Source organism: Rhodococcus sp. NS-SX18 (genome assembly GCF_057367935.1).
The window spans coordinates 4,235,550-4,261,618 of sequence record NZ_CM170633.1 but is presented as its reverse complement, the minus strand read 5'-3'; the positions used below and the strand labels follow the sequence as shown (position 1 = coordinate 4,261,618).

The 26,069-nt window shown below is 65.1% G+C and carries 18 protein-coding genes; 2 read left to right on the top strand and 16 right to left on the bottom strand.

The annotated features are described in order from the left end of the window. The first annotated feature begins 38 nt into the window (after positions 1 to 38). Entirely contained in the window at positions 39 to 2,981 is a 2,943-nt protein-coding gene (locus tag AC2IPW_RS19535) for an ATP-binding protein (protein WP_486375431.1), read from the top strand. Here the strand turns inward: AC2IPW_RS19535 and AC2IPW_RS19530 are convergent, their stop codons facing one another. The 16 genes from AC2IPW_RS19530 to AC2IPW_RS19455 form a co-directional block, all read right to left on the bottom strand. Beyond that, a complete protein-coding gene (locus AC2IPW_RS19530; protein WP_486375430.1) occupies positions 2,982 to 3,527 on the bottom strand; it encodes a phage tail protein in 546 nt (181 codons plus the stop codon). Further along, entirely contained in the window at positions 3,524 to 5,473 is a 1,950-nt protein-coding gene (locus AC2IPW_RS19525) for a putative baseplate assembly protein (RefSeq protein WP_486375429.1), read from the bottom strand. The genes AC2IPW_RS19530 and AC2IPW_RS19525 overlap by 4 nt, the downstream gene beginning before the upstream one ends. 4 nt (positions 5,474 to 5,477) lie before the next feature. Beyond that, positions 5,478 to 5,915, bottom strand: coding sequence for a GPW/gp25 family protein (locus tag AC2IPW_RS19520; RefSeq protein ID WP_065922220.1), 438 nt, complete (start codon positions 5,913 to 5,915; stop codon positions 5,478 to 5,480). Positions 5,916 to 5,918: 3 nt separating this feature from the next. Continuing rightward, positions 5,919 to 6,200: a PAAR domain-containing protein gene (locus AC2IPW_RS19515; RefSeq protein ID WP_486375428.1), complete on the bottom strand. Its 282-nt coding sequence runs from the start codon at positions 6,198 to 6,200 to the stop codon at positions 5,919 to 5,921. A 10-nt stretch (positions 6,201 to 6,210) separates the two neighbouring features. Next, positions 6,211 to 8,022 (bottom strand): VgrG-related protein, encoded by a 1,812-nt coding sequence (locus AC2IPW_RS19510; RefSeq protein WP_486375427.1) that lies wholly within the window; start codon positions 8,020 to 8,022, stop codon positions 6,211 to 6,213. Next, positions 8,019 to 8,813, bottom strand: a complete 795-nt coding sequence (locus tag AC2IPW_RS19505) for a CIS tube protein (protein WP_486375426.1) — start codon at positions 8,811 to 8,813, stop codon at positions 8,019 to 8,021. Before AC2IPW_RS19505 ends, AC2IPW_RS19510 begins: the two co-directional genes overlap by 4 nt. A 10-nt stretch (positions 8,814 to 8,823) precedes the next feature. Then, the gene (locus tag AC2IPW_RS19500; RefSeq protein WP_065922223.1) at positions 8,824 to 9,264 is read right to left on the bottom strand and encodes a phage tail protein; all 441 of its coding nucleotides are present in this window, start codon (positions 9,262 to 9,264) and stop codon (positions 8,824 to 8,826) included. A 2,542-nt stretch (positions 9,265 to 11,806) separates the two neighbouring features. Continuing rightward, positions 11,807 to 12,007 carry a DUF6760 family protein gene (locus AC2IPW_RS19495; protein ID WP_486375425.1) on the bottom strand — a complete coding sequence of 67 codons (201 nt, stop codon included), beginning with the start codon at positions 12,005 to 12,007 and terminating at the stop codon, positions 11,807 to 11,809. Next, complete coding sequence (locus AC2IPW_RS19490) at positions 11,959 to 12,252, bottom strand: phage tail assembly protein (protein WP_221776391.1); 294 nt, start codon at positions 12,250 to 12,252, stop codon at positions 11,959 to 11,961. Before AC2IPW_RS19490 ends, AC2IPW_RS19495 begins: the two co-directional genes overlap by 49 nt. Positions 12,253 to 12,400: 148 nt before the next feature. Further along, positions 12,401 to 12,853, bottom strand: coding sequence for a phage tail protein (locus AC2IPW_RS19485; protein ID WP_050035730.1), 453 nt, complete (start codon positions 12,851 to 12,853; stop codon positions 12,401 to 12,403). 28 nt (positions 12,854 to 12,881) lie between these two features. Next, positions 12,882 to 14,417: a phage tail sheath family protein gene (locus AC2IPW_RS19480; RefSeq protein ID WP_486375424.1), complete on the bottom strand. Its 1,536-nt coding sequence runs from the start codon at positions 14,415 to 14,417 to the stop codon at positions 12,882 to 12,884. Positions 14,418 to 14,807: 390 nt separating this feature from the next. Beyond that, positions 14,808 to 18,251, bottom strand: a complete 3,444-nt coding sequence (locus AC2IPW_RS19475) for a DNA/RNA non-specific endonuclease (RefSeq protein WP_486375423.1) — start codon at positions 18,249 to 18,251, stop codon at positions 14,808 to 14,810. 73 nt (positions 18,252 to 18,324) lie between these two features. Then, on the bottom strand, positions 18,325 to 18,918 hold the full coding sequence (locus AC2IPW_RS19470) for an eCIS core domain-containing protein (protein ID WP_486375422.1): 594 nt from the start codon (positions 18,916 to 18,918) through the stop codon (positions 18,325 to 18,327). 258 nt (positions 18,919 to 19,176) lie between these two features. After that, a complete protein-coding gene (locus AC2IPW_RS19465) occupies positions 19,177 to 19,656 on the bottom strand; it encodes an RsiV family protein (protein ID WP_486375421.1) in 480 nt (159 codons plus the stop codon). 509 nt (positions 19,657 to 20,165) lie between these two features. After that, entirely contained in the window at positions 20,166 to 20,660 is a 495-nt protein-coding gene (locus AC2IPW_RS19460) for a hypothetical protein (RefSeq protein ID WP_486375420.1), read from the bottom strand. Next, on the bottom strand, positions 20,657 to 22,030 hold the full coding sequence (locus AC2IPW_RS19455) for a peptidoglycan DD-metalloendopeptidase family protein (RefSeq protein ID WP_486375419.1): 1,374 nt from the start codon (positions 22,028 to 22,030) through the stop codon (positions 20,657 to 20,659). Before AC2IPW_RS19455 ends, AC2IPW_RS19460 begins: the two co-directional genes overlap by 4 nt. Before the next feature lie 2,047 nt (positions 22,031 to 24,077). On the opposite strand from AC2IPW_RS19455, the gene AC2IPW_RS19450 reads away from it, so the two are divergent. Then, positions 24,078 to 26,069: a COG1470 family protein gene (locus AC2IPW_RS19450; RefSeq protein ID WP_486375418.1), complete on the top strand. Its 1,992-nt coding sequence runs from the start codon at positions 24,078 to 24,080 to the stop codon at positions 26,067 to 26,069.

Below are 26,069 nucleotides of genomic sequence, written 5' to 3'. Positions count from 1 at the left end.
AACACGGACGTCGAGGCTCTACAACTCGCGGCATCCGTATGTGTTCCGTCCCTCGGAGCTGCAATGAGTTCGGAAATCGGCCCACCGAACACTGGCGTTCGGTTTCGTTCGGGAGGATATTCGAACGGTGGGGATTGCAGTCCGGTGCCAGGGGTGGATCCGAAATGCCAACGTCGGAAATTTTGAGGGCAAAACTTCGAGTGCCCGCTCAACGTGGGTTGCGGCGAGAAAGGTTGTTGAAACAATGCTACGACGAGTTGACCCCCGTGGTCGTCGTCGTCGGTCCGGCGGGATCAGGGAAATCGACATTGTTGTCCCAGGTCGCCGCGTCGACTGACTCCCCGGTCGGGTGGTATCGGGTGACCAAGGACGACTCGACGGAACATGCCTTCGGTAGATATCTATGCGCTGCTGCTCGAGAAATGGGCTTTTCTTTCGATCCGGAAGCGAATTCGATCGACGCTGTTCTGGGCGAATTGGACAGAATCGGCGACGTCGATGCATTGTTGATCATCGACGATGCTCACGAGATCGCCGATAGTGGCGCCGAAACGGCACTGGGTCGTTTCGTCGCATTGCGCCCTCCTCGTCTACGCATCATCCTCGGAACGCGGCGCACCCTGGAAATCAACTTACCCCGACTCGTTGTGTCGGGCGAGGCTCGCGTGATCGATCAGGACCAGTTGCGATTCCGGTCGTGGGAAGTGGAAGAGCTGTTCGCAACCTTCTACGGCGAGCCACTCTCGCCTGAGCCGGCAGCCAGACTGACGCGCCGGACAGGAGGATGGGCAGCAGGCTTGCAGCTGTTTCATCTCGCCACGTCCAAACTCGCGGACTGCGACCGGCAGCGTGCCGTCGGCCACCTCACGGGGCACTCCAGACTCGTCCGGGCGTACCTCGCCCGTAACGTTCTGGCGGAACTGCCGGCCGATCAGCGATGGTTCATGACGCACACCGCCTCGCTCGAGCTCATGACACCTGCCCTCTGCGACACTTTGCTGGGAATCAGCGACAGCGGGCGCATTCTTCAGCAGTTGACCGAACATCAGCTGTTCACCGAGTGCGACGACGTCGGTCGGACCTTCCGGTATCACGAGGTGCTCCGGACATACCTCGAGCTCGCATTGCTGGAAGCCAACGGGGAGAGGGAAACCAAGGCGTGGTACCTACGGACAGCCCGGGTGTTGGAGGAGGCCGGCGAGCACCGACATGCCGCCCACGCCTATGCCAAGGCATCGGACTGGGCGGCGGTCTCGCGACTGGTCCGACACGCGGCCGGCTGCACCGTGCCGATAGGGAACGACGATCCCCTTATTACATGCAGCGAGTGGCAGACCGATCCGTGGCTGGCACTCGCATTGGCGCGCTTGCGCGTGCGGGAGGGGGCCATCGCCGAAGCCGAACAAGTCTATCGAGCGGCGCGCGAGTTGCTCGACGACCCGGAGTTCGTCGCACGGTGCGAATCCGAGCGGCGCGAACTGCTGGCATGGCTGCCGGGAGCGTCGGTCGACGCGCGACTCCTGCAACACTGGCTCGGGCCCCTGCGGGCCGCATTGCGGGCCCCTGACACTGGGCGCGCCGCAACCGAACCAGGAGCGCCGAAGGCGCGATTCGTAGAGGGGATGTGCGCCCTCAGCGCGGGCGACATCGCCTCGGCCAGAGAGGCAATGGTCGAGGCGCAAGCCGCGGACGAGCCGATTGCCGCGATCTCGTCACGGTTGGTGGTCACGATCGTCGATGCGCTTCGCGGAGCGATGCCAGATCCTGCGGTAGTGAACGATCTGGCGTCGAGATGCTATCGGGAGGGTCTGCTGTGGCTCGAGAGAGTTTGCCGCGGCCTGCAGGAATTGGTGCTCATGCGGGACCTTCCCGCCGAGTGGCGCGCCGACATCTGCGAGGAAATGCTGGTCGAGTGCGAGAAGGTCGACGATCACTGGGGCGCTGGACTGCTGACATTCGGGCTCGCGCTCGTCGCGCTGCACCGACGTGACCCGACGGCATTCGATCGGTTCGAAGATGCGGCACGCCGCTTCGAGCGCCTGAATGCGCCGGTTCTCGTGGTGTGGAGTCGTGTCCTGGGGCTGAACCCGGCCGCCCTCGACATCGTCGCCCGGTCGAAACAGGCAGCCGCCGCCGCGCACGGCGTCGGGCTGCACCGAGCCGAGATGATGGCATTGTCGTACGCAACAGGCTACGACAAGAGTCGCTCTCCCACTCTCAAAGAACTTGCGCCAATGACGGCCCATCAGACGGATCCGATCCGCGGTGCCGTGCTTCCCGCGATCGGGATCTTCTGCTTCGGCGGATACCGACTGGAGGCATTCGGACAAATCGTCGACCTCACAAGTCTCCGGCCCCAGGCACGGATACTGCTGCACCTCCTGTCGATGACCCCGAACCTCGATTACCACCGGGAGGTGCTCGAAGACGCGCTGTGGCCCGGTGCCGCGCACGAGGTGGCATGCCACCGATTGCAGGTCGCAGTCTCGAGCGTGCGAGGTCTGCTCGGTGAGTACGGGATGACGCTGCAGCGCAGCGACGAGTCGTATCGATTGGCAGCGCCCGGGTACATCTTCTCGGACGTGATCGAATTCGAACGCGCGTTGTCGAATGCCGCCGCCCGAACCGGCCCGGAAGCGGCATGTGACCGGGTGGCATCCCTCGAATACGCGCTGACTCTCTACACCGGCGACCTCCTCCAGGAGGATGGTCCCGCGGAGTTCGTGGCCTCCGAGCGACATCGGCTGCGCAGTGCCGCTGCGAGCGCAGCCGTGGGACTCGCCGAGGACTATGTGGCGCTCGGTGACAGCGTGAAAGCCGACATCGCTGCCCACCGTGCGGTGGATCTGAACCCTTATCAGGATCGACCCTGGTGGATCATGGTCGATATCCGCGAGAAGGCCGGCGACATGAGCGCCGCCGAACAGGTACGACTCGACCATCGACGGGTGCAGGAAGAACTCGGTCTCGTCGAGAGTTGATCAAACGGCGCCTCCGGAAATCTCGACTCGGTGCGGAATATGTGCAGGCTTGACCGCCTCTACCAAGGCGTCGAATCGGCGTTCGTCGACCATCCTCGGGTCGGTGACGGTCAGGCGGACGACAAGATAGGGATGGGGACTTCCCGGTGGTGCGACACCGGCCGTGGTGGAACCCACGCTCCCTCCGGACTCCTCGATCTCGGGCTCGAGGTCGAACACGGCCGCTACGGCCTCCCGGATCCCATGCACGGTTCCGAGAACCGCCATCGTCCGGACTCCTGCGGCGATGAGGTCGCGTCGGCGGGATTCGGATTCGTGGCCGTCGAAGGCGAGTCCGATCCAGCCGGCGAGCCAGCCGAGCATGTCCTCCGGCGTGGTGTGTGGGTCCAGGTAGGCACAGAACGAGTCGAGGGTCGCCAGTATCGGTGCGAGGACCTCATCGAATGCGTCGCAGAGCTGTTGTGTGCACGCATCCTGTCGGTACACCGCCGGCATTGTCTCGACGAGTGGTCGCGGAGACGTCAGCGCTGCGAGGGTGCCTCTCATGCGGTCATCACCACCTGGTGGTCGTACGAGTAGACGAGCGTGTCCGCGGCCAGCGGCAGGACCGATGCGCGTTCCCCGCGACTGCCCGTGACGGGATCCGCGGGGTACAACCGGATCGACGTGCTGCTCGACATCTCGAAGCCGGGCACCGCACTGATCGCCGCCGCGATCTCACCGTCGCGCACCGCGCGGCCCAGCGGCCAGCCTCGGCCGTCCCGTCCGCCACGCAAGGGGTCGAGATAGCGGTACAGGACATCGAGCAGACCCGATTCGACCTGGGCGGCAGTGAATCCGGGTCCCGGACGCACGTTTACCACGACGACCGTCACGGCCCGATAGACCGGTGGTTCGATGATCAGACGGGTGCCCACGAGCCGGAGTTCGTCGAGATACCGCCGGATTCGCTGGACGGTGTCGTCCGGGGGTTCGAGATCGGCCAGGGCGATGTGTCCCGCATCGTCTGGACGGACGTGGGGAACCAGGAGGACCCGGACCACGCCCGCCTCGGACGCGTCGTTGGACGGAAGACAGTGCACACGCGCGGTCTCCGGCGCGACCTGGCGTGTCAACTCCTCGAAGTCGCGGGCGGTCACCGCGCGCCCGCGGGAGCGCAACAGCAACGGTCCGCGGATCTTGAGTTCCTCCAGTGTTTCCGGGGGTGCACCGCCGATCGCCGGGCCGCGATTCTCGATTCGGGAGATATAGGGCACGCTGGTCTTCAGCACCCGGATCCGTCCGGTCGCGACGTTCCCCTCGGCGCCGCCGCCCGTCCGATATGCGGCCATGCGTATCGCCGACGACTTCGCCGGCACCGCACCGTACCGCCGCAGGGTCCCGTCGGCCTGACGCAGGGCGGGACCGAAGGACACCTCGCCGGTGACGGCGTCGACGTGGAACACCTTGTCCTGCGCGGTCGACTCGGCGAAGTGTTCCACGTGATGCCACCGCGACTCCTGACCGGCGTCGACGACCACCATGCTGCATCCCGGCCACCGCAGGACCGGCGTGTGCCGCACCTGAAGGTGCTGGTCGGCAGCACCGTCGGAGACCCCGAGGAACTCGTCGTGCACCACACGGGCGTGGATGACCGGAGTGGTGCCGCCGATCGTCCGGGCGGTGATCTTCCGGATGCGGGGAGGTTCGGAGTAGGTGCGTTCGCCGCTCTCGGTATCCCGCAGCCGACAGCGGATCCACGCCCGGCGCACGCCGGCGAACACCGATTCCGTGTGCTCCGGGGGGATGTGCAGGACCACGTCGCCGGGCTTGTTCAGGCCTCCCGTCTGGTCGCGGTCGACTTCGCAGCGCTGCCAGCCGGTGGGGGTCCTGGCCTCCCAGACCCGCGGTGGTCGTCGTGGATCGACACCGATGCCGGAGACCTCGCAGTCGATCCGGAGCAGTACCGCGCAGCGCGGAACGGCATTCGACAAGCCGATCACCAGGGAGTCCCCGGGGCGCGGGACCGGTGAGAAGCATGTGAACCCGGCCGAGCCGCGCATCTCGTTGGTGCGTTCGACCGGTTCCGAGCCGACCAGCTGGACGCCCACCCAGGCGGCGCTGCAGGGAACGATGTCGAGGCGCTCCGCCGTCGAGAACACAACCGGCTCGGTGACGTCCGTGCGATCCGTCGCCACCTCGGTCTCCGCGCGCACGACGACCGTCTGCGGTTGCGGTGCGGACAGCCAGAAGGTGACCGCCCCCTGAGCAACTCCCGGTGGTCGTCGCTCCACGCCGATCAGTTCCAGGAACTTGAGGTAGTTCCGGTCGGGGACGCGATTGAGCCGGTAGATGAGCTGGTCGACCATCATCGCGAACGTCTCGATGAGCGTGATGCCGGGATCGGAGACGTTGTGGTCGCTCCATTCGGGGCATCTGTCCTGAACCAGTCGACGTGCGTCGTCCACCAGTTGCTGGAAGGTTCTGTCGTCGAGGTTCGGGGCGGGGAGCACGGAGTCACTTCCTCTGCGGTGGTTCGACGGCCGTGAACGACTCGGCGGGTTCGTCGACGATCAGATAGAACGGGAAGACGAGATTGCGGACGTCGTTGCGCTCGCGGAGCGAATAGGAGATGTCGATGTAGCAGGTCGTCGGTACGTCCGGATCGAACCGGACCACCACGTCGACCAGGTCGATGCGGGGCTCCCAGCGGGTGAGGGCATCGTGCACATCGGCGGCGATCGCAGCCGCGGTCCCGTCGTCGGCGGGTGAGAAGACATGATCTTGTACGCGGCACCCGAACTCGGGTCGCATCGGTCGTTCGCCCGGTGTGGTTCGCAGGATCAGCTCGATCGCCTGCTCGATGTCGCGGGGCCCCGACGCCAGCGCCACCGCGCCCGCGGCGTCGAAGCCGACGGGATAGTTCCAGCCACGCCCGACGAAATCGGTAGACATGGGTCAACCTCCGATCAGGACAGTGGGGGCGCCGGAGAGGATCGGAGCTCCGCAGGCGGACACATCTCCTATCCGTGCGGCGGGCATCCCGCCGATGAGGACGGTGGCCGAGCCGGGTCCGACGATCGCCGAGGGTGGGTGCGGTGGGGGAGGTGGGAAGCTGCAGATGTGCGGGGTTCCCACCGTCGCCGCCGGCTGGCCGGCGATGAGGACGGTGGGGACTCCCGGAGGGCCGATGACTCCGGGATGGCCTGTGGGATCACCGACGCGCGCGGCAGGGGGCACGACCACCTCCTCAGTTGATCTTGACGAGTGCACCGGAGACGATTGCCGGTCCGCCGGACTTGAACTCGGCGGTCGCGCTCGCCGCCACCTTCACGCTCGGGCCGCCGACCTTCACGCCGGTCGTGTCCGCCTCGACCGTTCCCCGGGCGCCCGCGATCTTGACCGAACGCTTGCCCTTCAGGACGATCTCACCCGACGTGAGCTCGATCTTCGAGTCCGCGCCGTCGATCACCACGCCCTGAGTTCCCTCGACGAGAATCCGTCCGTCACTGTGTATCTCGATCTTGGTGCCGATCTTGTCCAGCGACAGACGCAGTCGTCCGTCACCGGTCTCGGCCAGGATGCCTTCGGTCTTCCCGTCCTCGTCGAGCAGATCGATCCGGTGTCCGTTACGGGAGACGAACGAACGACGATTGACCGCCCCCGATCCGGCGTCGACGAGATCCGGTCCCTTCGTGTCCGGTGTGTCGATTCCGTTGTGCAGCCCGGCGAGGACATAGGGTCGATTCGGGTCGTTCTGTTCGAAAGCGACGAGCACCTCGTCTCCGACCTCGGGGACGACGAGTGCGCCGCGATCCTTCCCGGCGCCCGGCTGCACGACGCGCGCCCAGTCGCTGACGTAGTCCTCGGACAACCACGGGAAGGTCAGACGGACCCGGCCGAGCTGTTCCGGGTCGCGGGCGTCGCTGACGACGGCCACGACCACTCCGTAGTCCGCCTCGCCACCGGTGCCGGACGACAGCCCGAACAGGCTGCGTTCCTCCCTGCCGGTGACGGACAGCGACGTGGTGTAGCCCCCGGCGCCGGGCACGTACCGATGGCGGGCTGCGGTCACGAGGTACTTCCCGTCGAACGGTTCACCCATGTTCGCCAGGCAGATCGGGGTGTCCGCTCGCAGTTTCGGGTTCCCGCGGACGAGGGCCTCGACCTGAGCGAACGACCCGCCGATCACCTCGGCGAGAGCGGTCGCCGCCGAGTCGGCTTCGGGCTGGGTGCGGTAGGCGACGTCGGAGGCGACGTAGGTGGGATCCCCGAAGGTCGCCGCGACCTCCGCCGGGGTGATCGTCGGCAGCACCGCGCTCTTCGTCTCCGCGGGCGCTTCGGCCACGATCGCCTGCTTCTGCGCGATGTCCCACCCCCGTACCTGAACCTTGGCGACCTGCTCGGCGGCGGTCACCACCGAACGCACCCGCAGCAGATCGGTTCCGAAGGTCAGCACGAGCGGATCCCGGCTGGAGGTGCCCTCGGCCTGCGGGGCCTCCTCGGCGGGTTTCCGGGGACCGAAGTCGAGTTTGTTCTCGCGCACGGCGACCTCGAAACCGACCCGTCGCGCGAGGCCGACGAGGAATTCCCAGTCGGTTCGGCCGCACTGGGACAAGTGATCGAAGACGGTTCCGGTGGACGTGATGTTGCCCAGTTCGATGCCGGCGTCACGTGCAACGCCGACCGCCGCGTCCGACGCCGTCGTCTGGGTGAAGGCTCGGGTGTGCCGGCCGCGGAAGAGCCGGTGGGACGCGTCGTAGCCGCGCACGGTCGTGAACGTTCCCGTACCGTCGAATTCGAGTTCGACGGCGGTGACCTCGCCTGTCACCAACGGTTCCGGAACGGCGACCGCGTCGGTGACGACGGCGATCCTCAGCTCGGAGCCGATCTTGATCTTCGATTTGGCGAGCAGGGTCCGGTCGGTGTCGCGGAAGCGCAGGGCAAACATGTCGGGCACCTGCAGGCTCGAATCCACGAATGCCGTTGCGAGCACGGCCACGAGATCGTCGGCCAGACGATCGCCGTCGACCTCGATCTCCAGTCCGGATGCCGATGTCATCGCAGCGATCCGATCTTCGTGAGCAGGTCCGTCACATTCGGCAGCACGAGCGATCGGCCGGGCAGGAGGCGCGTCGGGTCGTCGATTCCGTTGTAGGCGGCCACCGCTCGCCACATGGCTGGATCTCCGTATTCGCGATAGGCCAGCAGGTGCAGCGTGTCGCCCTCGATCACCTCGTGGACCCGGGAGTGGGTGACCGAACCCGACGACGGATTCTGCCGGCTCGTCTCGCCCGGCATCTCCTCCAGGCTCACGCTGCACACAGCGCGGATCGGTTTGCCGGACGCCGAGAAGAGGGTGTACTTCGCGCTCACCTGGGTGACGAAGGCATTGAAACTCGTGGTTCCACCCCACTTCAGCACCACCAGCGGCGGCATGGGCTTCTTGTCCTTCTCGTCGACCGGGACGCAACACGAGAAGAGCTTGTCGACGCACTTCGCGACGTCGGTGTCCTGTTTGAAGGTCGCGTCGAAGAACATCTCCAGGGTGAGCTTGCACGGCTCGGGCCCGGAGTATTCCGGTGGGCCTGCCTTCTTCGTTCCTTTGGCCGGGCTCCGGTCCCACTTCGCGGACTTGGAGATGGTGATCTCCTTGGGATTGAACTGGAACGCGATCGTCCCCAGCGAACTGCCTCGCTTGCTTCCACCCACGGCCTTCTCCGCCTTGTAGAGGAGCAGCTCCGCGTGGCTCTGCGCCTCGGGTGGTGGCGATGGTTTCTTCGCGGCAGCCTTTCCGGCCTCCTTTGCCGGGGCCGTGCCGGGGGTATTGGCCAGTGCGATCGGATCGGACATTCGTCGGCCTTCACTTCGTAGGTCCCGGCAGGATGCCGTGGTGTGCGATCTCGAGGGTCTCGGTGGCGACCTTCGCGGTGTCGACGTTCAGGCTCGGGCCGGTCCACCGGACCGGCACGACGCCGCGCAACGACCAGCCGGCGATGACCGTTCCGTCCGCCGTACGAGCAGTGATGCCAGCCGTGGTGGGTTGGAGATCCTCGAGGGCCTGGCTGAGCCATTCGGTCAGTTTGCGGCTGTTCGGGCCGACCGGTCGAGTGAGTTTGACGTTGGTGAACTTCATGCGAGTGGGAAGCTGCCACACCATGGTGTTGTTGCCGCCCTCCTCACGCTGCTCCATGACTATCTCCACCCCGAGTCCTTCGCAGCTGTTGAAGGAGCCCAGGTCCGTGCCGTCCACCTCCACCGTGAAACACACGCTCACGGCAGGGTCATCGTCCGAGGTCGACATCGATTGCTCCTTCGGCTCAGATTTGTGGATCGGCGAGCAGACCGGCGCGTTCCCGGTCGAGCCACAGTTCCGTCTTGATGCGGGTGACGATCGGTTCGTAGAGGCGGTTGGCGAGATCGTCGATGTTCATGCCCGCGAGGGAGCCGGCCGGGGACGCGGTACCGGCGATCGGAGTTGCCGTGGTCGGAGGTTGTGGTTCCGTGGTCGAAGCCGGCTCGGATGGAGGGGAAGGCTCCTCCAGGCGCTGAGCGACGGGGGCTTGCCGGGACCGCTCGGCGTCGTCGTCGTCGACCTCACGTGCGACGTGGGCGAACATCTCCCGGAGCGACACCGGTCGGTCGATTCCGCCGGAGATCGGTCCCGGCGCCGGAGCCGTGATCGGCGATCCGATACCTGCGGGTTGCGAAGTGCCGGTGTGCCGTTGGGTTGTGATCGGTGGGTTCGGTGCACCGCGAAGGGTGACCATGGGTGCGGAGGGGCTTGGGTCTACGTCATGGGCCGCGTTGCGGTGGGGCGGGGCGTCGGGCGTCCCGGGCGGATCGGCAGGAACGGCCGCCACTCGCATGAGCGGAACCGGCTCATCCTGCACCGCTGTGTGAGGAGGATCCGGGACGAATTGCACCGACGTAGTCGGGTGGGGTTGCGGCGCAGCAGGAGCGGTGACGGTTTCGGGTGTGGGGTTCCGCTGCAACGGGATCCGATGCGGTGGGACGAGTGGTTCTCTTCGGTCGGTAGAGCTGGAGCGGACCGTCTCCGGTGTCGGTGTCGGTGGTAGGGGATGTGTCGGAACCACCGGCCGGGACGCGACATCGTCCGGCACCGGCGTCATGTCATCAGCGATGCTCGACGTATCGGCCGGGTTCTCGAATGCCTCGATCGACTCGATCTCGTCTGTCAAAATCGGCTGCACAGGAGAGCTTGTAGGGCTGGTTGCGTCGATCGGCGTCTCGGAATTTGTCGAGACGGTGGGGACGGTCCGGGTAGGCGAGGGATCGACGTCCGGTGCTCGGTTCGGAACCGGATCAGGCGTTCGCGATCGACTCGACGCTCCGTTCGTGGGAGCGTCGTCGACCCGTTGGACGCTCGGGGCGACCTGCAGCGGAGCTTCTTCGCCGCGAGATCGATGTTCGACCGGGTCGGGAGCGGCGGTGTGACGAGCGACCACGGGGACAATCGGGGCGGGTTCACTCGCCTCGAGGACCGGGCCCGTGACGGTCGGACTCGGCTCGGGATCCGGACTGTCTCCGGGATCCGGAACCGGAACAACGTCGCGCTGCACTATCGGAGGTGCAGGGACCGAGGACGACGACGGGGACGTCCTCTCCGGGACTACGCGGGGCGCAGAGACGAGGTCGTGCGGGATGACGGTCTCGTGTGTAGTGACGGCTTCGGGTGACGGGATGACCCGTTGGACAACGCGCTCTTCGAAGGGCAGGGACGTGGGCGCCGAACGAGGTGCACGCAGCGGTTCGGGGATCGGTGTGCTCGCAGGTCGAGGTTCTTCAGGCGGGGGTGTCTGCACCGACGGTAGGTCGAGTGTGGGCTGCACCGTCTCGACCGCGGTGTCATCGGCTCGGATTTCGAGGCGAATGGGGCGACGGTGGGGTTCGGGTGTGGCGGGATGCTCGGTCGAGTCCGGAGCCGGAGCCGGTTCCGGCCCCGGGGTCGGAGGCGATGACGAACGTTCGAGGCACGGCGCCGATACTTCTGCCGCCGATCGCTGGACGGGACGGCGGAGTGGCTGCTCGCGCGGGGGAGGAAGCCGATCGATGCTCTGCCGTTCCACGCGCGGCGATTCGTGATGCGGGGGACGCGCCCGCGTCCGTTGCGGTTGCGGTTCGAGCTGGGGCTGCGGGCGTGGCTCGATGGATACTTGCTGTGCGACCTCGGGCTGCAGCACCGACGGTGGATCCACGGGCCGGTCCTGCACAACCTCCGCGGGGTCCGAATCCTGGTGGCCCGCGTGGGCAGAGAGAGGCAGGATCCGTCCCACCGGAAGCTCGTCGACCGGGAACGTCGAAACAGTAGGGAGTGCCCGTTCGTCGTCCGGTGGCGACGCAGTGACCATCTCGTCGATCTCGGTATGTGCACCGGGTACCTCGTTCGATACGGCCGACGAGTCGAGGTGACGAACGGGAGCAGGCGGCGGAGCCGTGTCGGTGGGGGTGGACGGCACGGCACCGACCCTTGCTCGCTGGAGGGAGCCCGGGGGCCGGTGGTGCCGCTGTGCGACGGTGTGGGGGGTTGGACCGTCGTGCCGGGACACCGGCGTAGACGTAGGGGCCGCGGTCAGCGACAACCACGGCACACCGGCGCCGACCGTCGGGAGCGGTTCGACGAGAGCCGGCGATCGGGAGGTTGTGAGCGTTCGAGTGAATCCGTCGAACTGTGTGGTCGACTCGATCGGTTCGACCACCCGCTGCACCGGGGGCAACGACAGCCGTTCGCGAGAGGTCCGCGAGGGGCGAACGTCCGGACGTTCGGGCGGTGTCCGGGCGGGTTCGGCCGACCGGCGCTGCCACGGCCATCGGATGGTCATCGCTCACCTCCTCGCGGATTCCGGCGCCAAGCTCCGGCTCAAGCGCACAAACCGTTGCCGATCTGCGTGTTCGAGGTCGAGGATCGTGTCGAACGACCAATGCAGGTGATAGGCGATGTACGCGACCTCGGCGTGCAGACGTTCGGTCCCGTACGTCACGATTCCCCCAGGCGGCCCCCGGCGATGTCGACGGCGAAGTCGCATCCGCACTCCGGACAGGTGACGCCCGCCCGGGTGTGCCCGTCCTGATTGATCCGCCGATACAGATCCTGGAGGAAGGCGAGGTCGGACGCGAACATGTTCTCCACGACTCCGGCGTGCACGTCCTCGATGCCGCCGAGCCGGGACACGACCCGACTGATCAGCACCACCGTCAGATACGACGGATCCTCCCGCACCCGGTCGTCGCGTTGGGAGACGAGTTCGTCGCGGGCCGTCGCGAGGCGCATGACACCGTCGCGGTGGACGGTGCCTGCCGAATCGATGTAGCCACGGGGCAACAGGAAACCGAATTCCGTGCGCAGCGCTTCTCGGGTACCCGGAGTTTCTGCCGAACGGTCTGGCTCGTGCTCCACTGTCAGGGTGGAGGTGCTGGCTCTACGCACCGTCCACCTCGACGCGTTCGAAGGTCAGTACCAGTTTCTCCGTCATGACGCTGGTGTCGCCGGCCTTCATCGAGCTGACCTCGAGGCTCTTCGGCCAGGCATTGGTGAGCGTGTATCGCTTGACGGGCTGTCCTTCGTAGTCGTACACCACGATGGCGCCCCCCTTGCGAACGTCCTTCATCTTTCCCAGCTGAGAGTCCTTGATCCACTTGTCGAATCCGTGGTCCTCGGTGAGCGGCCGGGTGAGAGTGACCTCACCGGCCTTCCAACGTCCGGGAAGCTTCTTGACGAGGTACTTTCCGTCCTTCGCTTCGTTGGACTTGTACTCGATGACGTCCTGTTCCATTTTCAGGCCGGTCACCTCGGTGATGGCCTTGATCTGAAGCCCGTCGAACTCGAGTCCGAACGAGTGGCCTACCGAGCTGTCGAATTCCGGTAGAGGCATTGCGGTTCCTCACTGTTCGATACGTCGATCACTCGGCGACCAGGCTGGTGCCGCCGGAGAACTGGGACAGTCGGAAGATCACGAACTCGGCTGGCTTCACGGGCGCCACACCGATCAGGCAGACCACTTCGCCCGCGTCGATTCCTTCGGCCGGGTTCGTTTCGTCGTCGCACTTGACGTAGAACGCATCGTCGGGAGTGCTGCCGAACAGAGCGCCCTTCCGCCATTCATTGACGAGGAACGCGCTGATCGTCCGGCGCAGCTTCGCCCACAGTGCTTGATCGTTCGGCTCGAAGACCACCCAGTCCGTCCCGTTGAGGATGGACTCCTCGAGGTAGTTGAAGAGCCTGCGGATGTTGAGATACCGCCACGCCGGATCGGACGACAGCGTACGGGCACCCCACACGCGGATCCCACGGCCGGGGAACGAACGGATGCAGTTGATGCCGACAGGATTGAGCAGGTCGTGCTCGTTGCGGGTGATCTGTGTCTGCAGAGAGACGACACCGCGCAGCACCTCGTTCGCGGGGGCCTTGTGGACACCTCGCGTGTCGTCGTTGCGCGCCCAGACGCCGGCGACGAAACCGGAAGGCGGGAGGTAAGTTCCACCGTCCGTGCTCACCCATGGCCAGTACAGGGTTGCGTACTTGGAGTCGTAGTTGGCCTTGTCGCTCTTCCACTCCTTGATCTGTTGCGCATTGAGGCCGGGCGGCGGGTCGAGGATCGCCATCCGGTCACCCATCAGCTCGCAGTGCGCGATCATGGCCTGCTGGACGGAGATGACGGTGTCGAGGTCGATCGCGCTGCGCTGGTAGGCGGTGACCAGATCAGGAACGCAGATCATGGTGATCTCGTCGATCGCCTCGAGACCGGAAAAACCGGTGCGTTCCGAGACGTCACCGACGTAGTCGTCGGTCGTGAGTTGAGCGGACGGCAGCAGCGCCGGTTGTGCGGGTGCCGCCAGCGTCACCTTCTTGCCGACGGCGAGTTCGTCGGAGGCCTGGGCGTTGGGGATCTGTTCGAGCTTGATCGTCCGGGATTGGCCGTTGACGACGGTCGCGGCATTCGTCTTGCCCCGTCCGGGCGTGACACCCGAATGCTCCTCGACGGTTTCACCGCCCCTGCGGACGACGAGCTTGAAGGTCCCGTCCGTGGGCTCTGCGTCACTCGGCACGACTTCTACTTCGATGCCGGATTCGGCTGCGGCCGGGTCGATCGCGAGCACACGGAAGTTGCCGAGAATGCCCTGCGGGGCAGCCTCGACGGGCTTGGGAGCCGACTTGGAACCACTGCTGCCGTTGCTGTCGCCGATGCGAACGATGTACGCGTTGCCGCCACCGTTCTGGAAGTACGCGTAGACCGATCGCGCGAGGCATGCGCCATCGACGAAACCACCGAAGAGACCGGTGAACTGGGTCCAGTTGCTGACGAGGGTCGGTTCGTTGAACGGCCCTTTCTCCGACAAACCGACAAAGGCAGCGACGGCGGTCCCGACGCCTTCGATCGGCCGGGACCCGGAGTCAACTTCCTCGACGTAGACCCCGGGCGACAGGTAGGTCGGCATGGCGCCTCCTCGGATGGCATTCGGTGAGATGAGTTGATAGTGCACCCGTTCGGAGCATCACTGCAGATATTGGTGGACGGACGCACGGGCAGTTACAAGTGCGCGATTGGGCACGACTCCGATCTTTCCGATGCGCACTGCCGATGTTCTACGAACTGAAGTCTAGAGGTTCCGCTTTTCCAAGTTTGCTTCGGTGTATGGAGGGGGTCTGGAGAAAACATCGGATGTCCCGGGGGTTGCGGAGTTGTCTCTATTTGAAATGTCGTTTCGTTTGTTGTCGAATTTGGCGGGTCATGTTCAATTTGCAGGTGGCTTAAGACCCGGTCGCATGTTCGGTGCCGAGGTCAAGAGTTTTTGACCGTACCCAAGGTGTCCACCGGCCACTGCAGACTAGATGACATTATCGAAAGATCCACCAGGTTCTCCGTGCCCTTTCACGGAAATTGTGAATCGAGTCGCAAAGAACGTCCTCGCCATCTGCTTCTTCAGCTTATCGTAGTTGAATGCAGCATAAGGAATGTCCAGCCTCTTTGCTACTGTTTGCGCAATCGAAATTTCTTCATTGGCGATCATGGAAAATATTGCGTCGCCAATTCCGTCTGGTTGAGCCTTTTTGCCGAGTGGGTACGTGGACCTTACCCATTCCTCTAGGTCGCTGGGTCCGCTCTTATTGTATTCGCAGTGGGCCTCGTAATCCGCCTTGGCATCAGTTTTCCGTCTAAACGCCTTTCGGACGGTGCCCTCGACGGCTGTGAACATCTTGTTTGTGGACTTGGTTATCGGAACCAGATTTCCCGGTTCGTACTTGCCGCCGAATGAGTGGGGAATCAAGTGCCCTGCGTGCATCCCTGGAATAAGCCAACTTCCCTTTCCTCGGAGCGAACCACGTGGCGAATCAACCTTGTTGGGTGAATATACAAGGCTCGCCGACGCACTCTTGGCGCGACCATATTCGTCGACTGTGCACTTCGGAGCTGCGGTGAATGGCGTGCCGACTGGCACTGTCTTGTCGACTTTGGCGTCAGATGTACGCTTGGCTCGTTGCACCTCCGCGTGAATTGCCCAATTTTCCCCCTCCCTGACAGGTTCGAGAACCTGGAGACCGTGCTTGAGTTTGATGAAGCCGAGGGAGGGTCGCAGGATGCTCTCGCCCACAGGCTTGCCGGCATACTTGTTCGCAGCTGTGACTCCGTCCGCGAGTCCCTTGTCCAGCCGCTTCTGCTTTCCTTCTGGGCTGTCGTCGTAGATTTTCCCTGTCACCCAGGCCTTGGCGCCCTCGTACTTTTTCTTCACCCACGCCTTGCCTGCCTCGTACTTCTTCTTCACCCAGGCCTTGCCCTTTGCGTAAGCGGCCTTCGCCTTCGCCTTGACGCCTGCCGCGCCCTTGCCGAGTTTGGACTTCTTCAACCTGTCGAGGAACTTCTTGCCGTACTTGACCGCCTTGGCGATCAGCCAGTCCACCGCCTTGCCGACAGGGGTCTGGACCTTCTCGAGGATGCTCTTGATCTTGTCGGCGATGCCGCCCAGGCCGAGCAGGCTGGCGAGGCCGCTGATCAGCATCGGCACCGTCTTCGACAAGGTGGCCTCGATCAGGGCTGCTACCTTGCCGACTCCACCCGCTGCGATCGACTCGACCGAGTCGAGGACGGAATCGACGAAGTCCTTCAACCGCTGCGCGTTGTCCACGAACCACATCACCGCGTCGTAGATCATCTTGCAGGCCTTGATGAACGCCGCTGCGGGGTTGAGGAGCGAGATCAGCCACGTCACGCCAGCCGTGATCACCTTGGTGATGATGAAGTCGCGGATGCGACTCATCACCTGTTCCTTCAGGTCCGAGATCTTCTGCGCGATGAACTTCCACAGTCCCGGGACACCCTCGGTGAGAATCATCTTGACGAAGTCGACGCCCTTCTCGATCGCGCTCATCGCCTTCTCCCCGACAGCCTTGACGATCCGCGTTCGGATCGACGTCCATGTGAGGCCGAGCAGGGACAGCAGTAGACCGATGATGCCCTTCAGATCGAACTTCTCGGGGATCTCGATTCCGGCGTCGGCGAGGGTGCCGAACAACCAACCCTGCAGCCCCTTCTTCAAATGCGTGAGGATGTTCGCCATGAAGTTCTGGATGCCGGTCTTGACGGCGTTGACGAACTTCTCGAGGAAGTCCATCGGGTCCTTGATAATCTTCTCGACAGCGTTCGCGGCTCGGGTGAAGACGCCGAGCAGCATGTCCTTGAGTTTCTTCACCGTCTCGATCGCGCCACCGATCGCCTCGGCGGCCTGACCTGCGAGTCCCTTGTTCTCCGCCTGTAATTTCTTGATCTCCTCGTCGACCGCGTTGCGTGCCTCGACGTACTTCTCCGCCAGATCGTCGACGAGCGACTCCTGCTTCTCGTCGACGGACTTCTCCAGATCGTCGAATTGCGAACCGATTTCCTTGGCGGCATCACCGGCCAGCTTCTGAAGGTTCTTGGGTTGCTCCGCGACGAACTTCTGGACCTGTGCGCGCCCCTCGGACACCCGGGCCTTCGCACGTGCGAGTTCGGAGCCCACGAGATCGGCGATGCCGCCGATGACGTCCTCCATCCGCGACTCGTACAGCTTCTTCGATTCCAGGAACAGCGCGTTCGCCTCGGGTGGCATGTCCAGGAGCAGGTCCTTCAACCACAACGCGGACCCACCGGGACCGCCGTATCGCTTCGCTCTGTACGCAACCATGCGAGCCTGGTGGTCGGTGACGAACGCTTCCTTGGCTTTTCTCTCACCTTCCTCGAACCGGTCGGACACGGTCTTGTCGAGACCGGTCAGGATCCCCTCGACGTCGGTCTTCGCCTTGTCGAAGATCTTCTTGATCTCGCCGGTGATCCGGGTTCGTTCCCCTTCGTCGGCGGACTTGGTGGCCTGTTTGCCCGCACCGGCCGCTTGCAGCGCACTACCCTTCGAGGCGGTCATCGCGCTCAGTCCGGTCTTCGCCGTGGCATCGGCATCCGCAGTGGCACCGGCGATGACCTGAGCTTCCTTCTCGCGCACAGCAGTGGGCGCATTCGCGTCGTGCTCCTCGGCAGTCTTCTTCGCCGCAAGCGCACCGGTAAACTCGGGCTCGTTCGATTTGGCTAGTTGTTCCTCGGTGACACCGGCTTCCGCCATCTTGTGGTCGGTGGCGCAGCTCTCCGCACCTAGCCTCGTCTGTTCCTCGGGGGCAGGTTTCGGTGCCAACAGTTTCGGATCCGGTGGTGGAGGCGTAGGGGGAGATGGGGGTGCCTGAAGCGGTGTTACCGGCTTGTCCTTCGCCGCGGAGGTATCCGGTGTCGCCTCGGTCGTGTCCTTGATTTCTCGGGCGGACGCCTGCTTCCCTCCGGTGACCTTGCTCATCACCTCGTTCTTGACCTGATCCGCCTTGCCGGATTGCGCGAACTTGTCCGCCTCGTCCAGGTTCTTCGGAGCCTTCGCCGCGATCGCGGCCTTCACCGCGGCGATGAAGCCCGCCTTGTCGAATCCACCAGGCTTCGCGGCGTCCATCTTGACGGTGTGGGCCGCCTTGGCCTGAGCCTCCTTGTCGTCGGGTGGCGCGACGGCCGCGTTCTGCGCCTCACCCACTTCCTTCGAGGCAGGGGGATGCGCTTTGGTTGCGTCGGCTTTGGTCTCGATCTCATGTTTCGCGTGGGCCCATTGCGGATCCTTCTGTGGATCAGCGGGTGCCGGCTCTACGGGTGGCGCAACGCACCCGCCCTGGACGGGTCCGGCGTCGAGACGCTGGGTGACGAGAGACGCAACGGCGCGGTTGCCCGCGGCGGACTGCAACCGGCGTAACGAGTTGGAATCCGACCGCACAGCAGCAGCCGATCGCGCAGGAGTGCGTGTCGGGGCAACGGATCTCGTGACCCGAGTGGGTGCAGTCATGGCATCACGCCGATTCTTCCTCGGACTCCTCCTCCTGACGCTGCACGAAGGTCTGGGCGGTTTCGTCTTCCTTTTCCTCCGCGGCCTCCTCACGCTGCACCGCAGCGGATCCCTCTTCCGTGGTTCGCTGGAGTGCGCCGGAGGGCGCGGTCGTGGGAGCGGGTGCGGCCATGACGTGGTCGGCATTCGCGACGGCGTCGCGTTCGAACCGATCCGAGGGATCGCTGATCCGTATTCCACCGCCGGCGTCGGTGCCGTCGACAGGGCCATTGCGCTGTTGCACAACATGGGCAAGTTCGTGAGCGATCATATGCTTGCCGGTGTCCGATCCGGGGTCGTACCTGTCGTTCTGGAAGACGATGTCCGAACCCACCGTGTACGCCTGCGCATTGACGGATTTCGCTGATTCGTGCGCTGACCCGTCGTTGTGGACGCGCACGTCCCCGAAGTTCTGGCCGAACCGGCCCTCCATCTCGGTTCGTAGGTCGGTGGGCAGTGGTGTTCCAGCAGAGGCGACGACGTCGTGCACGGGCGAACGATCCTCGTCGAGAAGCGCCGACGCTCCGGCATTGCCGACGACACGCTGCAGCCCGGCCATGCCTTCGGGTCCGGCGACGTCCAGACGTCCGGACAACGCCGCTCTCAGAGCGAGAGCCGAGTTCGGTTCGTCGAGTCGCGAAGCCTTGGGACGCAGCTCCGCATCGCCGTCGTGATCTGTCTCGTGCGTGCGCATGGTCTCTCGCTTCCGTCGGTACGCACCGAACATCCACCGTTCTCCAGCCGCACGAAAGATGCGAAGGCGTGGCTGTTCGGGCAACGATGACTGCCCGAACGTGCATCTGATCGGGCAGGATTCTCAGCTGGTGAGGACTGTATGCATGTCCGGGTCGAGCACAGTACTCAGTTCCTCCCACGGCACGGTGAGTTCCACAAGATCGGAGTAGGTCGGTGCGACGGATCCCTCGGCGAAGTAGATCCGCATCCCGTCGGGGGTCGCAAGCCAGCGGGAGAACAATGCCGGGTCGGCGCTGACGGCATTCAGGTCGAACGAGGCGCCCGCGTCGGTGCTCGGGCCGAGTTCGCGGGAGACGGCAACAAGACGATCGAGGCCGTCAGCGGTGTCGGTGAAGATCTCGTCGAGCGTGAGTACGTCACCGGAGTCGATGCCGACCACGACGGTGTCTGCGAAGTCCTCTGCGGACTCCTCGTATTCGGCTGTCACCAGTAGCACGCCACTAGTGACGCGTTCGCCGATATGGGCGACCTCGCCGTCCGAGCCGGTCAATCGACCACCGGCCCGTACCTCCGCGATGCGGTCGTCCAGAGCGGCGCGCATCGCTGCATTGAAGGTATCGGTGACGGCGGGGTCGCCCCCGGTGATCTGGGGGAGGACGACATCGACAGGTACGGGATTCGGCTTGACGACTTCGGTCGAGGCGTCGGTGTAGGGCTCCGGGGTGGCGGTGCCGGAGCCACCGCCGCCGCCTCCACCTCCACCTCCGCCGCCTCCACCTCCGCCGCCTCCGCCAGCGCCACCTCCGCCTGCGCCGCCGTTCCCGTACGGTCCCGGTACGGTGCTGGGCTCCGGTGCTGGTGCGGAGTCGGGCGCTCCGCCGCCCTCAGGTGGGTGGTCGGGCCCACCCGTCGCTGCGCTGGAGTCGGCTTCACCCGGCGGTGCGTTCGCGGCGATGGACGTGTCGGAGACTGCCGAAGGTGTAGTAGGGCCGGTAAGGAGACCGTGGCCGACGAAGATCACGGCCACCACGAGAGCGACCACACCGACGGCAGCGGTGAAGATCCGTCCGCCGTTCTCGAGCATGTCGGGATCCCATCTCTACAGGAAGATCAGAACTGCAGCGACGTCAGCCGCCATCCGTCGTCACCTCTGGTCGCAATCGCCCATGCGACGTGTTCGTTCTCGTCGATGAGCAGGTCGTTCGGTGTCGTTGCCGATTGTCTGATCGAGACGACACGGTGGACGGTGTCGTCGCTGTCGGGGGGATGCTCGTCGGCGAGGAAGGCGGCGTCCGCGTGGACGGTCGCCTGGTCGCGTTTCCACTGCTCCCACTGTGATCCGGGTCCTGGTTGAGAGACGACGGTTTGGGACCCGAGTTCGGGACCGAGGTACGGTGCGGCCCGCTCCAGTGCGGCGGTTCCCGATTCGTCCTCTGCCGGCCTCCATGTGAACATCGTCTCCAGTGCGGTCTCGATGACGGCGAGCGGATCCTCCCGGTCGATGTCCGGAGTGGCCGTTCCCTGGACACTCTCCCCGCATCCGGACGCGATGAGCACCACTGCGCACGACGTGAGCAGCGATCCGGAGCACTTCCCGAGGTTCATGTCACTCGCCGCCCCTCCGACTCGGGGTCGAAGTTCGAGACGGTCACGCCACTGTCGGTCGACGCGTGCACCATCTTGCCGCCGCCAACCGCGATCCCGACGTGGGTGGGAATGTCGAACTCGTTCCACCCTGAGAAGACCAGGTCCCCGGGGTCGAGTTCGTTGACCGGAACGGGGTCGCCGATCTCCCACTGTTCCTGAGTCGAACGTGGCAACACGACCTTGCCGTCCGTTGCCTGCGCCACCGCATGCCGGGTGAGGCCGGGACTGTCGATACCACCCCTGGTCGGGCCGTCGATGTTGCCGCCGCCCCAGACCCACGATGTCCCCTCGAGGGTCCGGGCCACCTCGACGATCCGGTCGCCGACATCGGGCTGCGGCGCCTCGGTCGGCGGCGGTGGGATCGTCCCCGTCGCCCAGGGCGCGGCCGCGAACGCCTTGGCGCGCTCGAGGATCTTCTTCACGTAGGGCTGTGTCTGGGTGGTGTACTCCCCACCGAAGGGCATGCCTCCCGCCTCCAGCACCGCACCGAATCCGGCGTTGTAGGCGGCGAGCGCCAGGGCCACCGGATCGCCGACCACACGGCCCGTGGAGATGGCGTCGGCGCTTGATCGGTGGTTTTCGCACATCAGCGCGCCCTGGGCCATCACAGCGTCAGCGATGCTGTTGACGTCCGGGGGAGGTCCGCTGCCGTCGTAGTCCTTGCCCCAGGTCGTCCACGTGGCAGGCATGAACTGTGCTGGGCCGCGGGCTCCCGTCGACGAGACGGGGGCCGACGGGCCGTGCCGGAATCCGTTCTCCGCCTCCAGTTGCGCCGCCAGGAGCGGTGCGGTAATACCCGAACACATCACGCCGGCCTTCAGCAGCCACGGTACGAACTCGGGCGGGACGAGTCCGGGGGTGAGAACACCGACGGAGCAGTCGGTGGTGGCGGCCACCAGTTCCACCACGGAGGAACCCGACGATGCGCCCTCGTCGAGCAGGGGAGCGGGGTCGACGGCTCGACCGTTGAAGCGCCCGCCCTCCCACAGTTCGAAGTGGAGGTGCGGTCCGCTGGATTGGCCGTTGGATCCGATGTCGGCGATGTGCTGCCCGGTCCTCACCGGATCACCGGTGCGCACCAGCACGCCGTCGGGATACATGTGCCCGTAGACGGTGGAGACGACCCCGGTACGTGTCGGTGTGTCGATCACGATCCATTGCCCGAAGCCGCTGGCAGGCCCGGCCGCTGAGACGGTGCCGTCGAGGGCTGCATATATGTCGGTTCCGGCATCCCCGGCCAGGTCGACGCCCTGGTGGAAACCCCCACTTCGGGCACCAAACGGGGACGAGACGACGAACGTGCCGTCCGCGACCGGTTTCCGGTTCATGGGGCAGGGGACACCCGCCCCGGTATCGGCGAATGCCGGTCCCGGTTGACCCAACGCAACTGTCAGGACGACCACGAGCAGGCCCGCGAGCCGTCCGAGTGCACGACGCATTCTCATGGCATGGATCCCGCCGGCATCTTGTGGACTCGGTCGCATCCGATGTACGGCTTCAACTATCACCAGACCCGTTCTACGACGGCAGGGTTGCCGGTCGGTTCGGCCCTTTCGTCGAGGATCCGTGCCCCCCCAGTCCGGTATGCCCGCTCGAACGTTCCGAGTGCCGTTCCCGAACGGGCATTCTGTCGTTCGCCCCCGTTCTTCGGCCATGGGGGCGTGCAACGATCGACTCCCAGGAGGGTTGATGAGATCGCTGCGCTTTCTCTCGGCATTCGTAGCGCTGATCGCAGCGCTGGGTTTCGTCGTGGCGTGCGGAGACGGAGAACCGGATCCTCAGTCGGCGTGGACGGGGACTGATGAAGACTCGCTTCCGGACGGTGCACGAGACGCCATCGAAGGTGCCCTCGAAACCATGTTCACGTGGTATCCGACGACGGACGCCTCCACACGCGACGCCTACGAGCGGGCATCGACGTATCTGACTCCCGAGCTCGCGGCAGCGAATCACTCCAGTGAACGCGGAACCAGCGTGTGGTGGGACGAATGGAAAGCCGCGGATGCTTCGGTGATCGCCGATGCCCTGGTGATCCTCGGAGAGCACCCGAAGGACTCCGAAAACGCTGTCGAGCGCGCGGTGATGCTGAACCAGAAGGTGACGGCGTCGGACGGGGCGGTTCTCGAGGAGAGCGACATGCGCGTCGACCGCGTCGCCGCTGTGAAACAAAATGACGACTGGCGCGTCAGCCTCATCTCCTTCTTCCCGGACATCCCGACGCAAGCGCCCCCACCGCCCGAATGCGCCGAAGGGGAACAGCGTCTACAGCCGCCGGCCGGACCGTGCGTGCCGATTCCACAGACCCCGTCCGGTCCGGACACTCAGCCGCAGCAGCCGGGAAGCCCCGGACCGAGGACTCAGCCCCAACAACCGGGTAGTCCCGGACCGGGCACACCGAATACGGCGACCCCAGGACCGACGTGTCCGGACGGTAGTCCCCCGTTGTCGGATGGGTCGTGTCCGACTGTCCCGCCACCGACGTGTCCGGACGGTAGTCCTCCGTTGTCGGATGGGTCGTGTCCGACTGTCCCGCCACCGACGTGTCCGGACGGTAGTCCTCCGTTGTCGGATGGGTCGTGTCCGACTGTCCCGCCACCGACGTGTCCGGACGGTAGTCCTCCGTTGTCGGATGGGTCGTGTCCGACTGTCCCGCCACCGACGTGTCCGGACGGTAGTCCTCCGTTGTCGGATGGGTCGTGTCCGAGTCCACCCGTCTTCCCGTGCTGGGATGGATCGTGGGTGCCATTGGGGCAGTCGTGTCCCCCGCCCCCGGACTTCACATGTTGGGACGGATCGGTCGTCCAGTCGCCGCTCCAATGCCCCCCGTACACCGGTCAAGACGGAACTGGACAGCGAGGATCCGGTGGAGGGAATTCCGGTGGCGATGGTTCCGGAGGCGGAGATTCCAGTGGCACTGGTGATACCGATGGGGACGCAGGTACTGGAGATTCCAACAACGGGAATTCAGGGAATCAAGGTTCCGGCGATCAGCAACCGCGAAGGCCCTCATAGGAACCGGCTGACATGGACGACCCGAGGCGGATCTCGAACACGGATGCCGCACCGATCTGCGGCAACTGTGGCACCGTCAATGCCGCGAACGCCGAATTCTGTGTTCGCTGCGGACGGTTCGTCGGGTTCGAGTCTGGATCGGGCACCCATGAGGGGCGCACACTCACGTCCCAGATCCCGGTGGTGACGTCCTGGAGTCCGCCGGAGCGAGCGACTGCCACGTCGAGCACGCGAAGTGCCGGTCCCTCGACCCCGAGGAGGAGTGCCGCCGGCGGTCGCGGTGAGGCGCGTCCGCCGCGCGTCGAGGTCGTCACCCCGGAGCTGACGATCGATCCGGAAGGGGGTGGCACGTTCGATCTGCGGGTGCACAACACCTCCACGATCGTCGATCGCTTCCGGGCGGTGCCGCTCGATGCTCCGGGCTGGTTGAAGCTGACGCATCCCGCGATCGCCCTCTATCCCGACGAGGAGAAGCCGGCCACGATCAGCGTCGTGATCGATGCACCCAGATGGCCTGCCGCTCAGAGATTCACGCTGCCGATCCGAGTACATTCGGACGAGGATCCTGACGCCGCCACCGACGTCGCTCTGGCGTTGACGGTGCCACCGATCGGCGACCCCGCTCAGCTCCACGTCGAACCGGAGCGGGTCAGGCTCCGGGACGGGACATCGGCGAAGGTCGAGCTGAAGGTCGACAATCGAAGCAGCAACTATCCTCAACGTTTCGAGTTGAGCGGTTCGGACGCCGAGGATCTCCTCGAATTCGAGTTCTCCGCCGACGTCATCGAAGTTCCTCCGGGGGAGACGGTTCCGATCGGACTCGCCGTCCTCGTGCCACCACCGGAGGCCGGTTCGGCACGGTCGTATCGCGCCACGATCCGCGGTGCGAACGATCAGGCCGAGATCGAGACGCACCTGACGATCGAACAAGAGGTGTCGGCACTGCAGCTGCGGCTCGAACCGAGCACGCTCAAGGCTGCCGATGCACCCTACGGGCAGGGGTGGCTGATCATCGACAACCGCAAGGGGGGCGTCGCCCGACATGTCCAGCTCTCCGGCCGAGACCCGGAAGGATCGGTGCGGGTGTTGTTCTACGTAGCAAAGATCGACGTCGCGGCCGGTTCGGAGAGTCGCGTCGGTGTCCGCGCTCAACTCGTCACGCCACCGAAGGAGCCGGAAACGAGCAAGCCCTTCACGGTCGTCGCGACCGACGGCACCAGGGAGGCCACCGTAGACGGAACTCTGATACAGACGACCTCGCCGAACCCGATCACCACGGCCGAGATCCGGCTCGAACCGGAACAGATCAAGGTCAATGACCGGACGCACGGTCGATGCCGTGTAGCGGTGGACAACACCCGTGGATCGCAACCACTGAAAGTGCGGCTGAACGGTTCCGATCCGGAACGCGCCGTCGGATTCGAATTCGAGTCGTGGGCAATCGAAGTGCCGCCGGGCGGGGTGTCGCGGGTCGCGATGACGGTCTCCGCTCCACCACCGCCGGGCGGAGAGACGGTCTCCCGGGAGATCCGGGTCGTGGCGAGCAACGAGGACGGTTCCGTCAAGACCCAGGGCGCCTTCGTGCAGACGGCGTCCCCGGCACCGATCACCCTCGCTCGGATACGGCTCGAGCCGGAACAGTTCACCGTGCACAACAGTTCGCGTGGACAGCTGCGTGTCGTCGTCGACAACAGGAGCAGAGCCTTGCCTCTCCGGGCGCGACTGGTAGGCCGCGACCCCGAAAACGCCGTCCAGTTCTCCTTCGACCCGCCGACGTTGAACATACTTCCAGGGCAAGCAGGTTGGGCGATGGTCACCGTCCGGGCGCCGCGTCCACGAATGGGGCACGCGAAGGTCCGAAACCTCGAGGTGGGTGCCGAGGACGGCGGAATCGTCGTGGATACCGGCGCCGTGCTCACCCAGACCTCGGACGACCTGCTTCCGCTGATCCGGATCGCTGCGACTCTCCTCGGAGGCCTGATCGCCCTGATCGGCGCGTTCCTCCCGTGGACGGGTGATGCACGGCAGGTTCCGCTGCTGACGGTGCGGCGGTTCCCCGGTATCGGCGACATCATGAGCGTCGCTACCGGAGACGACTACACCTACGTGACTCAACCCATCGCTCGGGCGGTCGTGATCGTGCTCATCGCACTCATGCTGATCGGCATCCTGCGTCCCAAAGGTGGCATGACCATCATCGCCGGCCTCCTCGCCATCGCTGTCACAATCGGATTCGCCGTCTATGCGAATGCACAGTTCGCTGCGGCGCCCGGAGGAAGCGGGTTGACGCTCGTGGTGGTGGGGTGTCTCCTCGGATGCATCGGCGGATTGTGCATCCGAAGAACGGAATCGTGA

Excerpts from the sequence above, each read along its gene's own strand:
- AC2IPW_RS19535 (WP_486375431.1), top strand. The coding sequence starts at position 39 with ATGTGTTCCGTCCCTCGGAGCTGCAATGAGTTCGGAAATCGGCCCACC.
- AC2IPW_RS19530 (WP_486375430.1), bottom strand. The coding sequence starts at position 3,527 with ATGAGAGGCACCCTCGCAGCGCTGACGTCTCCGCGACCACTCGTCGAG.
- AC2IPW_RS19520 (WP_065922220.1), bottom strand. The coding sequence starts at position 5,915 with ATGTCTACCGATTTCGTCGGGCGTGGCTGGAACTATCCCGTCGGCTTC.
- AC2IPW_RS19510 (WP_486375427.1), bottom strand. The coding sequence starts at position 8,022 with ATGACATCGGCATCCGGACTGGAGATCGAGGTCGACGGCGATCGTCTG.
- AC2IPW_RS19505 (WP_486375426.1), bottom strand. The coding sequence starts at position 8,813 with ATGTCCGATCCGATCGCACTGGCCAATACCCCCGGCACGGCCCCGGCA.
- AC2IPW_RS19500 (WP_065922223.1), bottom strand. The coding sequence starts at position 9,264 with ATGTCGACCTCGGACGATGACCCTGCCGTGAGCGTGTGTTTCACGGTG.
- AC2IPW_RS19495 (WP_486375425.1), bottom strand. The coding sequence starts at position 12,007 with ATGCGACTTCGCCGTCGACATCGCCGGGGGCCGCCTGGGGGAATCGTG.
- AC2IPW_RS19490 (WP_221776391.1), bottom strand. The coding sequence starts at position 12,252 with ATGCGCCTCGCGACGGCCCGCGACGAACTCGTCTCCCAACGCGACGAC.
- AC2IPW_RS19485 (WP_050035730.1), bottom strand. The coding sequence starts at position 12,853 with ATGCCTCTACCGGAATTCGACAGCTCGGTAGGCCACTCGTTCGGACTC.
- AC2IPW_RS19480 (WP_486375424.1), bottom strand. The coding sequence starts at position 14,417 with ATGCCGACCTACCTGTCGCCCGGGGTCTACGTCGAGGAAGTTGACTCC.
- AC2IPW_RS19470 (WP_486375422.1), bottom strand. The coding sequence starts at position 18,918 with ATGGCCGGGCTGCAGCGTGTCGTCGGCAATGCCGGAGCGTCGGCGCTT.
- AC2IPW_RS19465 (WP_486375421.1), bottom strand. The coding sequence starts at position 19,656 with ATGCGCGCCGCTCTGGACGACCGCATCGCGGAGGTACGGGCCGGTGGT.
- AC2IPW_RS19460 (WP_486375420.1), bottom strand. The coding sequence starts at position 20,660 with ATGAACCTCGGGAAGTGCTCCGGATCGCTGCTCACGTCGTGCGCAGTG.
- AC2IPW_RS19455 (WP_486375419.1), bottom strand. The coding sequence starts at position 22,030 with ATGAACCGGAAACCGGTCGCGGACGGCACGTTCGTCGTCTCGTCCCCG.